This is a genomic window from Vreelandella sp. L-25, assembly GCF_056857535.1.
This window is the reverse complement of record NZ_JBSXNH010000089.1, coordinates 81,376-93,799: the sequence shown is the minus strand read 5'-3', so window position 1 is coordinate 93,799 and position 12,424 is coordinate 81,376. Positions and strand designations below refer to the sequence as shown.

The following is a 12,424-nucleotide window of genomic DNA, read 5'->3' as shown; positions in this document are numbered from 1 at the left end:
GTCCGTTATGTTTGATATTGCCCTGCTATGGGACGTCCGTGGGCTGATTCTGCAAGGGTTGTGGAATACGCTGTGGATCTGCTTTTTCGGCTGCTTACTAGCCGTTTCATTGGGGCTGGTGCTGGCGGCGCTACGGCTGGCTAATCCACGCCTGTTCGGCTATCCGGTGGCCTGCTATGTGGAAATTTGCCGCGGCATCCCGCTGCTGATTCTGTTGTTTTTACTCTATTACGGCGGCCCCAGCATTGGCCTACGGCTAGATGCTGAGATTGCCGGTGTCACCGGTATTGGGCTGTATGGCGCAGGCTACTTTGCGGAAATTTATCGTGGCGGCTTCAAGTCCATTCCCAAAGGCCAGCTTGAGGCGGCGCGAATGCTCGGCATTTCACCCTGGCACGCGCTGATACGTATTCAGATTCCTCAGATGGCACGTCTGATCGTACCGCCCGGCACCAATCAGCTAATCATTTTGGTGAAAGAGTCCGCGCTGATTTCGATTATCTCAGTGGATGACCTGACCAAAAACGCCACCACCATCGTTAATCAGACGTTTCAGGTCATCGAGCCCTACTTGGCGGTTGCGTTGCTCTACTGGCTGATGATTGAACTGGTCGCCCGGGGCGGCTATGCGCTGGAAAAACGCTTAGCCAATCGTCAACCGCGCCATGTCGCTCAAAAGGATAACTCCCATGCCAACGGCTGACACACTCTCACCGCCTACGCCTACCCGACAAAAAGCCATTGTTGAGGCACACGGTATCAGTAAGCAGTTTGGCGATCTGGAAGTGCTGACCAACATCGACTTCAGCCTCGCCCCTTCCGAAGTGGTCTGCGTGATTGGCCCCTCCGGCTCGGGTAAATCCACCCTGCTACGCTGTCTGGCGTTCTTGGAGCCCTACGATCATGGCAGCGTTTATATCGACGGCCAGCTATTGGGCTTTGAGGATCGCAACGGCAAGCGTGTGCGCACCAGTGAAAAGCGCGTAGATGAAGTGCGCGCGCCAGTGGGCATGGTGTTCCAGCACTTTCACCTATGGCCCCATCGCACGGCACTGGAGAACGTGACCGAAGCGCTGCGTCTGGTTAACGGCCTTTCCCGGCAGGATGCAGAAGTGGAAGGCATGGCCATGCTCGAACAGGTTGGCCTTGCTGACCGTGCAGGCCACTTTCCCGAGAGCCTTTCTGGTGGCCAGAAGCAGCGGGTGGCGATTGCTCGGGCGCTCGCCATGAAGCCCAGAGTAATGTTCTTCGATGAGCCTACCTCGGCGCTCGACCCTGAACTGGTTGGCGAAGTCCTGGATGTCATGAAAAAGCTAGCCGCCGATGGCATGACCATGGTGATCGTCACCCATGAAATGGGCTTTGCCGCCAAAGTGGCTGACCGCGTGATCTTTATGGATCAAGGCCGCGTGGTCGAGAGCGGCCCGCCCGCAACCCTGTTCCGCCAACCAAAAAGCGAACGCCTTCAACAGTTTCTTAATACCTGGCGTGAGCGCCATATCGACTGACTCAGTCACCTAAACACGATTAAAACACCTGGAGCATCCCATGAGTTCTGATACACGCTTTGACCACGCTCGCATTGAGCAACTGCCGCGCAGCAACAGCGAACCCTGCGGCCATAACCACAGCTTGGAAAACCCCATCTCCCCCGACGGCACGCCGGTGTTAGGCAAGCGCTACGAAGTCGCCGCCCGTGGCGGCCGGGCAGTGCGTCTAAAAGCCGGACAAACCATCCGTATTATTAATACCCACGGTACCCAAGTGTGCGACACCTGGGCGTTTAGCACCGATAATATCAACGAGTTCATGTCTTGGGAGCACGGGCGTGCCTGGTTGAGCGCGCTGATTCCTCAGGCAGGCGACCCGCTGATAAGTAACCGCCGCCGCCCGATCATGACCCTCACCGCCGACACTTCGCCGGGTATCCACGACACGCTAATGGCCGCCTGCGACCTGTTCCGCTATATGACGCTGGGTGTTGAGGGCTACCACGATAGCTGCGCCGATAACCTGCGTTTAGCCATGAAAGCGATAGGCGTTGTCACTCCCGAGGTGCCTCAGCCGCTCAATCTATGGATGAACATTCCCGTTAATGACCAGATGAAAGTCGACTGGTGCCCGCCTGTGTCCAAACCCGGTGACTATGTCGAGCTACGCGCTGAGATGGACTGTATCGTGGCGATGTCCGCCTGCCCGCAAGACATTATTCCCATCAATGGTGCAGACTGCGTACCTGTCGAGGTACATTTTGAAGTCTACGAATAAAATCCCCTAGGGAGAGCCTGATGGAAAGCCACCTTCATTATCCAACCGAGAAGCCCGTCATTGATGTGGCGGCGATAGCAGCAGCGGTAAACCCGGAACGACTTGCCAACGACTTAGCCACGGTCGCGAAGATGGGCGGCCGATCAGACGGCGGTGTAGCGCGTTTAGCGCTTGATGACAACGACACCCGCGCCCGGCTTTGGCTGATTGAGCAGGCCAGCGCACTGGGTGCCAGGGCAAGCGTCGACGCGATCGGCAACGTGTTTCTTGATGTGCCCGGTAGTGACCCCGCGCTTGAGCCTGTCGTTACGGGCAGTCATTTGGATAGCCAACCGACGGGTGGCAAGTACGATGGAGCGCTGGGCGTGCTGGCAGGGCTTGAAGCACTGCGCGCGCTTAAGCAGGCGGGGTTTACACCGCGCCGCCCTCTTTCACTGGTGAGTTGGACTAATGAAGAGGGGGCGCGCTTCTCACCCGGCACTTCTGGTTCGGCGGTATTTTGCGGCGTGCGAAGCCTGGATGAAACGCGCTTAGTCGAAGACAACGACGGCGTCAGTCTGGGACGTGCCTTGGATACTTGCCTGGCGGAACTGGACGCTGCAGGCGTTCCCCGTCGCCCGTTGGCAACTCCGATGCATGCTTTTCTTGAGCTGCATATTGAGCAAGGCCCTATTCTGGAGCGCCAGGGTGTCTCTGCAGGCGTTGTAGAAGGCATTCAAGGCGTTAGCTGGTATGAAGTCACCGTATCGGGAAGCGCCAACCACGCGGGCACCACCCCGCGTGCCATGCGTCGCGATGCGCTAGAGGGCGCCTGTGCGCTGGCAACCGCACTACGAGAAGCCGCCCGAGATAGCGAAGACCGCGTGCGTTTTACCATTGGCACGTTTGCCGTCAGCCCTGGCTCGGTGAACACCATTCCCGATCAGGTCACCTTCACTATTGATTTACGCCACCCCGAAGCAGCGACGCTAAAAGCGCTGGAAGCCGAATTCAATGAGCTCGCTCAGCAGACCTGGGCAGGCTGCAAAGCAACACTGACATCGCTATCGCGCGTTGAGCCAGTGGCGTTTCCCGCCACCCTCACCGTTCTGCTTGATGACACCGCCCATGAACTAGGTATTACTGCACCGCGATTAGTATCGGGTGCCTTTCACGATTCGATTCACCTCGCCAACCACTGCCCAACAGCGATGCTGTTTGTACCCTGCCGCGATGGCCTTAGCCACCACCCTGATGAGCATACTGAACTTGATGATGCCGTTGCAGGCACGCAACTACTGGCCGCCAGTTTGGCGAGCTTAACCCGATAAGGAGAGCCACATGGCCAAGGGCACCGACGGCACTCGCCGCAATGCCGCCACCGGCGAAAGCTACCTACCGCACCAGGAGCCACGCTATCGCGAAATAGCCAGCTTCTTGCGTGCGCCGCTAGCCGAATCGTTAGACGAACTCGATATTGCCCTGGTCGGCATTCCTTTTGATGGCGGGGTCAGCAATCGCCCAGGCGCCCGCCATGGCCCGCGTGAGATTCGCAACCAGTCGAGTATGATGCGCAGCCTGCACCATGTCACACGTCTAGACCCTTTTGCTCAGGCACGCATTGCCGACATAGGCGACGTTCGCTTTTCATCGATCTACGACCTTGAGCAGGTCTCCAATGATATTGCCACTTATTACTCGGCGATTCGCCGAGCAGGCGTTATCCCGCTAAGCGTTGGTGGCGACCACTTGATTACCTATCCCATCCTGCGTGGCTTAGCGGCCGATGGCCCGGTGGGGTTGATCCATATTGATGCTCATACCGACACCTGGGACGAGTTTCAGGGCTCAAAATTTCACCACGGCGGCCCCTTCCGCCTCGCCTGTGAACATGGCCTGATTGACCCCAAACGCACGGTGCAAATTGGCATTCGCGGTGCCCAAAACACCACACAAGGCTGGGACTACTCAGACGCTAGCGGCATGCGAGTAATATTTATGGAAGAAGTAGATGCGCTGGGCATTGAAGCGACAGTCGCCGAAGCTCGCCGCGTCGTGGGCAGCGGCCCAGTATATCTATCCTTCGATATCGATAGCATCGACCCCGCCTTCGCGCCTGGGACCGGCACCCCTGAAGTAGGCGGTCTTACCAGCCTGCAAGCCCTGCAGCTAGTGCGCGGCTTTCGCGGCATACCGCTTATCGGCGCCGATGTAGTGGAAGTCTCCCCACCCTTCGATCCCAGCGGCAACACAGCACTGCTTGGAGCCACCATTATGTACGAACTTTTTTGTTTGATTGCTGAGCAAGTAAGCCTGGAAAGTCTAAGCCGTCAGCCCAATGCCTCTTAAAATCACAGAGGTCACCGACTGCACGGCTTTTTCAAACTGTAAGTCGTCCAGAGGTTTGTCGTCGTTGAGCAGGTAGATTTGGTAGTCGAAGTCCGCGTAGTGCTGGGTGGAGGCCCAGATCATGTAAAGCAGGTACGAAGGCTCGACGGGATTGATTTGGCCGGAATCGACCCATTCGCGGATTTTCGACTCTTTTAGTTTGGCCCATTCATAAAGGTTATCGCGCAGGCGCTCTTTGAGCATCGGGGCACCCTGCATCACTTCAGCGGCCCACACTTTGGAGCCGTGGGCGCGGTTGCGAGAGTGGTTCATCTTGGCGCGAATGTAGGTGGAGAGCACCACTCGGGGGTCTTCATACAGCTCAAAGCAGAGCGCGTCCTGCTTCCATAGCTCTAATAGCGCCAGCAATACCTCTTGATAGAGTACTTTCTTAGTGGCGAAATAGTAGTGCACATTGGACTTTGGCAGGTCGGCTAACTGGGCAATGTCGCCCATGGAGGCACCGGCGTAGCCTTTTTCGGCAAACAGCTGCTCCGCCGCCTGAAGGATCTTTTTGACGTTCGTTTGCCGAATTTCGTCCTGTGTTCTCGCCACGCTGGTATCCCTTTGCAACCCTGACCGCTCATAATACGCACCAAAAAATACACCACCGCCCAACAATGATGCAGGCGGTGGTGCAGTGAAGATGGCGCAGTTAGCGCATCGCGTCAACGCTGGTTAGTAGGAAACGAGAACTCCGCCCGTGTGGCTTCGCTGACGGAAGGCCAGCGCTGGGAAACCGCTTTGCGGCGAGTGTAGAAGCGCACCGAGTCTGGGCCGTAGGCGTGAAGGTCGCCAAACAGCGAACGCTTCCAGCCGCCAAAACTGTGATACGCCACCGGCACGGGCAACGGTACGTTCACCCCCACCATGCCGACCTCGATACCGTCGGTGAAACGGCGGGCGGCTTCGCCATCGCGGGTAAACAGGCAGGTGCCGTTGCCGTATTCGTGGTCGTTGATCAGCTGCATAGCATCGTCAAGGCTGCCGACCCGTACCACGCAGAGTACCGGCCCAAAGATCTCTTCCTGGTAAATGCGCATGTCAGCGGTGACGTTATCGAACAGGCAGCCACCCACAAAATAGCCATCCTCATGGCCAGCGACGGTCAGGCCACGGCCATCCGCCACCAGCGAAGCGCCAGCGTTCACACCGTCTTCAATAAAGCCAAGCACTTTATCGCGATGCTCTGCGGTGACCAGCGGGCCCATATCCAGGCCTTTATCGGTACCCGGGCCCACCTTCAACTGAGCGATTTTGGGCAGCATGGTTTCCACTAACCGGTCGGCAGTTTCATCGCCTACGCACACCGCTACCGAGATCGCCATGCAGCGCTCGCCGCAGCTGCCGTAGGCGGCACCCATCAGAGTATTGGAGGCGTTTTCCAGGTCGGCATCCGGCAGAATCACCGCGTGGTTCTTCGCCCCGCCCAGGGCCTGAACGCGCTTGCCCGCTGCCGAACCTCGGGAATAAATCGCTTCCGCCACGGGTGTGGAACCCACAAACGAAATGGCTTTCACGGCTTTGGCATCCAAGAGTGTTTCCACCGCTTCGCGGCCACCGTGAATCACGTTCATCACGCCTTTGGGCAGCCCCGCTTCTTGCAGCAGTTCAGCCACGGCCATGGCCGCTGATGGGTCTTTTTCGGAAGGCTTAAGAATAAAGGTGTTACCGCAGGCAATCGCCATCGGGTACATCCACAGCGGCACCATGGCGGGGAAGTTAAACGGCGTAATGCCCGCGACCACGCCCAGCGGCTGGAAGTTAGACCACGCATCAATGCCCGGCCCCACGTTGTGGGAGTACTCGCCTTTCAGTAACTCCGGCACGCCGCAGGCGTACTCGACGTTCTCAATACCGCGCTTCAGCTCGCCCATGGCGTCTTCGACCGTTTTGCCATGCTCTTCGCTGACTAGTTGCACGAGGCGGTCCGCGTGCTCTTCCAGCAGTTGCTTAAAGCGGAACATCACCTGGGCGCGCTTGGCGGGCGGCGTATCGCGCCAGGCAGGAAACGCCGCCTGAGCCGCAGCAATGGCTCTCTCCACATCTGCTGCGCTGGCATCCGCCACTTGGCGAACCACCTTGCCCGTGGAGGGGTTGGTCACATCCAGCGTACGCTGGCTTTCCACCAGCTCACCATTAATCAGGTGGGAAACAACACTCATCATGAAACTCCGAAACAGGGTGGGCCAGGGTTATGCCAGGGAATCCAGGGTACTGGCGACGGCATCGAACAAACGTTCAAGCTCGGCTTCCGTGGTGCCAAAGGGAGGGCCGAACTGCAGGGTGTCGCCGCCGTAGCGCACGTAAAAGCCAGCTTCCCAAAGCGCCATATGCGCATCGCGGGGGCGAATGGTGGGGTCGCCGTTGCGCGGCGCTAGCTGAAGGGCACCAGCCAAGCCGTAGTTGCGAATATCGACAATGTGGTTGTGGCCTTTTAGGGCGTGCAGCTTCTGCTCGAACACCGGAGCGATGGCATTCACCTGAGCGGGGAAGTTTTCACGCTCCATCATCTCCAGCGCCGCCAGCCCCGCCGCGCAGGCCACGGGGTGGGCGCTGTAGGTGTAGCCGTGGGGGAATTCAATCGCGTGTGGGGCACCGCCTGCATGCATAAAGGTGTCGAAAATCTCACTAGTGGCAATCACTGCGCCCATCGGCACCGCGCCATTAGTGATCTGTTTAGCCACGTTCATGATATCCGGCGTGACGCCAAACGCTTCGGCCCCGGTGGTCGCCCCACTGCGGCCAAAGGCGGTAATGACTTCATCAAAAATCAGCAGAATATCGTGGGCGGTGCAGATCTCCCGCAGCCGATCCAAATAGCCTTTTGGCGGCACAATCACACCCGCCGAGCCCGACATCGGCTCCACAATCACCGCTGCAATGGTAGAGGCATCGTGCAGGGCGATTTGATCCAGCAGCGCATCGGCCAGCTCAGCGCCGGTTTCCGCTTGGCCACGGGTGTACGCATGGCCCGTCTGCAGGGTGTGAGGCAGGTGCGTCACGTCCATCAACTGACCGTAGTGCTTGCGGTTACCGCCAATGCCCCCCAGGCTGGTGCCGCCGATATTCACCCCGTGGTAGCCCTTGGCGCGGCCAATCATGCGGGTTTTTTCCGGCTTGCCCTTCAACCGCCAATACGCTTTGGCCATCTTGACCGAGGTATCGGCGGCTTCTGAACCGGAGTTGGTGAAAAACACGTGATCCAACCCGGCTGGCGTTAGGCTGGCGATTTTCTCCGCCAGCTTGAACGCCAACGGGTGGGCAATCTGAAAGCCCGGGGCAAAATCCAGCGTACCCAGCTGCGCCGCCACGGCTTTTTGGATCTCTTCACGGTTATGGCCTGCCCCGCAGGTCCACAGGCCAGAGAGCGAATCGAACAGCTTGCGCCCCTGGTCATCGATGTAATAACGCCCTTCCGCCCCGGCAATCATGCGCGGGTTGGTGCGGAAATCGCGGTTCGCGCTGAACGGCATCCAGAAGTGCTGGTTGAGGGCGGTGCCTGATGCAGGCTGCTCAGCCTTTTTTTCCGCTGGCTGTGCGGTCGTTTTACTTTTTAAACCAAACATAGTGTCCAGCTCCGTCGCTATGAGACATGCCCTCAGCATGCGCCACCCACTACGTTTATAAAATTATGCTTTTCTTGAGTTCACGTTAGAGAATTCATACGCATCACAACGCCAAACGTTGCCTACTTACCTTGACGTAGCGATTCAAAGCGCCTAATTCTTATATTTATACGAATAAATACAACAAATCAGTGGAACACGCCTAAGTAGCACTCGCACAGACAATGCGCCAAACAGCGCTGTTGTTGCCTGCGTGCACTATGAACACTGCTCACAATTTCAATATAAACAAAGGGCTAACTTGCTATGAAATACTTAACACCCTTAAAGCTGTCTATTTATGGCGGCATGCTCTTCAGCTTTTTTATGCTGGAAAGCCCCCTCATTATGCTGGCTAACCGCATAGAACCTATGGTGATGGGTCTCCCTTTTCTGCTGGTGTGGAACTTGTTCTGGTGGTTTGCATTAACGGCACTGTTTTTGGTGGCTTATTTCACCAATTGGGGCAGCCCCGAACCATCCGCTGTCCACGCAACTAAACAGCTGTAAAAAAAGGGGTTCACCATGACCGGTAGCTTATTAATTATTGCAGCTTTTATGATAATCCCCTTGATGGTGGGGGTTTTATCCGCGCGTCAATCGCAAGAAACCAGCGAGGACTTTTTTGTTCAAGGCCGTGCCATGGGGAGTATCGCGGTCTTCTTCACCGTCGCGGCAACCTGGTGGAGTGCGTTTGCGTTCCTCGGCTCTAATGCCACGTTTTATACCAACGGGCCGGTATTTCTGACGGCGTTAGCCTGGAACCTCCTGTTTGGCTTTATGTATTACTGGATAGGCAAACGGGTTTGGTTTTTAGGTAAACGATTCAATTATTTAACACCTTCAGATTTAATTGGTGATTTTTATAATAGCGAGGCACTACGCATTACCGTTGCCGCTATTACGCTGATTTTTACCGTACCTTATCTGCAGATCCAGCTCACTGGCGGCGCTTATTTAATCGAGGTCGCCTCGGGCGGATTAATTCCTTTCTGGCTCGCCGCCCTGCTGTTTTACTTCATTATTATCATCTACGTATGGATTGGCGGTATCCGCGCTATCGCCTGGACCGACGTTATTTATGGTGCGCTGCTATTCTTCGGCATGCTGTATGCCGGTTACTACATTTCCAGCCAAGTAGGTGGCCCAACAGCGCTATTTAGTCAGCTTCAGCAAACGTCTCCTGACCATCTCACCATGCCTGGGCCTAACGGCACGATGGGCTACCCCATGTGGTTCTCGCTGTTTGCTATTACCGCCATTGGTGCCTTTATGGGCCCGCAAATCTGGCTGCGTATGTACTCGGTGAAACACGGCAAACTGTTTAACTTGATGCCGTTCTTGCTGGGATTGGCGGCCTTTGCCTATGTAGGCTCGGTGCTGTCTGGCTATTCAGGCGTGCTGCTTGAACCCAACGTAGAGAACCCGGACCAGATCCTGCCCATTATGCTGATGGAGTATGCGCCTTACCTACTCGCATCACTGATCATGGCAGCCGGTGCTTCAGCCGCTATGTCTACCGCTAACTCGCAGATCCATGCGGTGTCTACCGTGGTGACGATGGATATCTACAAACGCTATGTCAATCGTGACGCAAGCCAAGCGCGCATTGTGTATATCGGTCGTTTATCGCTGGTGGGCTTCTCATTGGCCGCTTATATCATGGCGCTTACCGTACCTGGCGTACTGGTCACGATTGGTATTGCAGCACTGGCGGGCACCGCGCAGTTGATCATTCCCACCATAGGGGCCATCACCTGGAAAAAAGCGCACCCCACCGCTGCACTGGCGGGTTTGTGGGCGGGCGTTGCCTGCGTGCTACTCATGACCTTTGGCCCGCTCAGCGCACCGTTTGGCTACCATGCGGGTATCTGGGGTTTATTGCTGAATGCTGCGCTGTTTGTTGGGCTCAGCCACGCGCTGCATCGACGCGACACAGCGGTCGTGGAACGCTTTACCCAAGCACGCTATGACTATGATGCCGAGTACCACCCAGAGCGCTTACCCGCTTATACGCAAGAAATCACCAATAGCGCTAACCACCAATAAGGAGTGGGTTGATGACTCAAGCCCCTGTTTCAACCTCGCCGCGCCGACCCAAGCTTGCCGAGCTGATTAGCGACGACATTAAGCGCTGGATCGCCGCAGAGTCACTGGGGGAAGGTGACCGGCTGCCCAATGAAAAAGCGCTGATGGAGCTTTACGGTAGCGCTAAGGGCACCGTGCGCGAAGCGCTCAAGATCTTAGAGGTTGAGGGGCTCATCACGTTAAAAACCGGGCCTAAAGGAGGCGCGGTCATTAATCAGCCCAGCATGGAGCCCGCCAGCCGCATGCTGCGTAACTTTCTGCACTTCCAGCAATTGGATGGCAAGCAGGTGTACCAGTTACGCAAACTGCTGGAAGTAGAACTGGCGGCTTCCGTGGTGGGTAAGCTCACCGAGCAGGACTTCCAACATTTGGAAGCCAATATGTCGGCCTGCGCCTGCCGTGCGAGTCATGAAGAGGATCACCGGCACCAACGTTTTCTAGAGCTGGAGTTTCACCAGCTGCTGGCCCGCGCCTGCCCGAATCCATTGCTCGCGTTTATGTGTCAGTTCTTAAACGACATGCTGCGCGATTTGGTGGTGATCAAAAAAGCGTACGTCCCGGAGCGAAAGCAATTCGACCACGCCAATCAGGATTACCACCGCCAGCTAGTGGATGCCTACCGCGCTGAAGATGCCCCGCGTGTGCGACAGATCATGGCCGAGCACATGGCCGATGCTGAACATCACATGAGTGCACTGGAAGCAGAAATGGCGGTACAGATGCTGGTCAGCAACGACTCACCCAATCATCAGAATCACCGTTCCAAGCTGCACGACTTACTAACGGAAAACACATCCGTTTAACTTTGCGAGGAGAGTGAGATGAATACCTACGTTACCCCCATCAAAGAGTCCAACCTGCATACTGACAGCGACCGCCTTTGGGCGTCGCTCATGGAGATGGCCAAGCTAGGGGCCACGCCGAAGGGCGGCGTGAACCGCCAGGCGCTGACCGACTTAGAGCACCAAGGCCGCGATCTGTTTATTCAGTGGTGTCGTGCTGAAGGATGTACGATTCGCATTGATAATATTGGCAATATTTTTGCCCGCCGGGAAGGCAGCGACCCCAGCGCCAAAACCGTCATGGCGGGCAGCCACTTAGATACCCAACCCACCGGCGGTAAATACGACGGCTGCTTCGGTGTCATGTCTGGCCTTGAAGTGATTCGCACCCTAAACCAGCACAACATCACCACACAATCGCCGATTGAAGTGGTCGCGTGGACCAACGAAGAAGGCTGCCGATTCCCACCCTGTATGATGGGCTCCGGGGTATTCACTGGTGAGCTGGCGTTTGACGCTATGATGGCGCGCACCGACGCCGATGGTGTCACGGTCAGCGATGCCTTAGACGCGATTCACTATCGCGGTAGTGATGAGGTCTCACCCAACGAGATCAAAGCCTATTTTGAGCCACACATTGAGCAAGGCCCCATTCTCGAAGATACCGACACCACCATTGGCGTTGTCATCGGTGGGCTTGGGCAGAAGTGGTTCGACTTAACCCTCACAGGGCTTGAAGCCCATGCAGGCCCCACCCCAATGAATCTTCGTCGGGATGCCATGATGGGGGCCGCAGAAGTTACTCAAGCGCTCAACCGAATTGCCCATGAGCACCAACCCCACGGGCGCGGCACGGTAGGCTGTATGACGCTACACCCAGGTTCGCGCAATGTAATTCCCGGCCAAGTCAAAATGACCCTGGATATGCGCCACTGGGAACCCGACGCCCTAATCGCTATGGGCCAAGCGGTGACGGCCGCCGTTGAAGACATTTGCCAACGTCACGGGTTGGAATACGAGCTCACCCCCACCGCAGATTTTGCACCTGAGCATTTCAATAAAGCATGCGTGGATAGCGTGCGACAAGCCGCTGAAAAGCTGCAGCTGTCACACATGGATATCATCAGCGGAGCCGGGCACGATGCGATGTTTATTGGCCGTGTCGCCCCCGCTGCCATGATCTTTATTCCCTGCAAAGATGGCATTAGTCATAACGAGATTGAAAGCGCCACCCCCGAGCACGTCCACGCAGGTTGTAACGTCTTACTGCACGCCATGCTCAATGCGGCCGGTGTGAAAAGTGGGGAGTAA

Annotated in this window: 12 protein-coding genes; 9 read left to right on the top strand and 3 right to left on the bottom strand. The window is 56.7% G+C overall.

The annotated features are described in order from the left end of the window. The first annotated feature begins 7 nt into the window (after nt 1–7). The 5 genes from AC13CN_RS15620 to speB are packed head-to-tail and all read left to right on the top strand — an operon-like array spanning nt 8 to nt 4,596. The gene (locus AC13CN_RS15620; RefSeq protein WP_054641438.1) at nt 8–703 is read left to right on the top strand and encodes an amino acid ABC transporter permease; all 696 of its coding nucleotides are present in this window, start codon (nt 8–10) and stop codon (nt 701–703) included. Continuing rightward, nucleotides 690–1,508 carry an amino acid ABC transporter ATP-binding protein gene (locus AC13CN_RS15615; RefSeq protein WP_058578128.1) on the top strand — a complete coding sequence of 273 codons (819 nt, stop codon included), beginning with the start codon at nt 690–692 and terminating at the stop codon, nt 1,506–1,508. Before AC13CN_RS15620 ends, AC13CN_RS15615 begins: the two co-directional genes overlap by 14 nt. 40 nt (nt 1,509–1,548) lie before the next feature. Further along, entirely contained in the window at nt 1,549–2,268 is a 720-nt protein-coding gene (locus AC13CN_RS15610) for a DUF1989 domain-containing protein (protein WP_058578127.1), read from the top strand. 20 nt (nt 2,269–2,288) lie between these two features. Further along, the gene (locus AC13CN_RS15605) at nt 2,289–3,578 is read left to right on the top strand and encodes a M20 family metallo-hydrolase (protein WP_058578126.1); all 1,290 of its coding nucleotides are present in this window, start codon (nt 2,289–2,291) and stop codon (nt 3,576–3,578) included. 10 nt (nt 3,579–3,588) lie between these two features. After that, the gene (speB, locus tag AC13CN_RS15600) at nt 3,589–4,596 is read left to right on the top strand and encodes an agmatinase (RefSeq protein ID WP_084354735.1); all 1,008 of its coding nucleotides are present in this window, start codon (nt 3,589–3,591) and stop codon (nt 4,594–4,596) included. On the opposite strand, the gene AC13CN_RS15595 is transcribed toward speB, so the two are convergent. From AC13CN_RS15595 to aptA, 3 genes are all read right to left on the bottom strand, one after another. Continuing rightward, the gene (locus AC13CN_RS15595) at nt 4,570–5,190 is read right to left on the bottom strand and encodes a TetR/AcrR family transcriptional regulator (RefSeq protein ID WP_058578125.1); all 621 of its coding nucleotides are present in this window, start codon (nt 5,188–5,190) and stop codon (nt 4,570–4,572) included. The two genes, speB and AC13CN_RS15595, sit on opposite strands and share 27 nt — an antisense overlap. 113 nt (nt 5,191–5,303) lie before the next feature. Beyond that, entirely contained in the window at nt 5,304–6,800 is a 1,497-nt protein-coding gene (locus AC13CN_RS15590; protein ID WP_062363132.1) for a CoA-acylating methylmalonate-semialdehyde dehydrogenase, read from the bottom strand. A 30-nt stretch (nt 6,801–6,830) separates the two neighbouring features. After that, nucleotides 6,831–8,204 (bottom strand): omega-aminotransferase AptA, encoded by a 1,374-nt coding sequence (gene aptA, locus AC13CN_RS15585; RefSeq protein WP_062363129.1) that lies wholly within the window; start codon nt 8,202–8,204, stop codon nt 6,831–6,833. A 306-nt stretch (nt 8,205–8,510) separates the two neighbouring features. On the opposite strand from aptA, the gene AC13CN_RS15580 reads away from it, so the two are divergent. The 4 genes from AC13CN_RS15580 to AC13CN_RS15565 are packed head-to-tail and all read left to right on the top strand — an operon-like array spanning nt 8,511 to nt 12,424. Then, nucleotides 8,511–8,753, top strand: coding sequence for a hypothetical protein (locus tag AC13CN_RS15580; RefSeq protein WP_054641435.1), 243 nt, complete (start codon nt 8,511–8,513; stop codon nt 8,751–8,753). A gap of 15 nt (nt 8,754–8,768) precedes the next feature. Beyond that, nucleotides 8,769–10,292, top strand: a complete 1,524-nt coding sequence (locus AC13CN_RS15575) for a sodium:solute symporter family protein (RefSeq protein ID WP_062363126.1) — start codon at nt 8,769–8,771, stop codon at nt 10,290–10,292. Between the two features lie 11 nt (nt 10,293–10,303). After that, nucleotides 10,304–11,134: a FadR/GntR family transcriptional regulator gene (locus tag AC13CN_RS15570; RefSeq protein ID WP_172416585.1), complete on the top strand. Its 831-nt coding sequence runs from the start codon at nt 10,304–10,306 to the stop codon at nt 11,132–11,134. An 18-nt stretch (nt 11,135–11,152) separates the two neighbouring features. Beyond that, on the top strand, nt 11,153–12,424 hold the full coding sequence (locus AC13CN_RS15565) for a Zn-dependent hydrolase (RefSeq protein WP_483053254.1): 1,272 nt from the start codon (nt 11,153–11,155) through the stop codon (nt 12,422–12,424).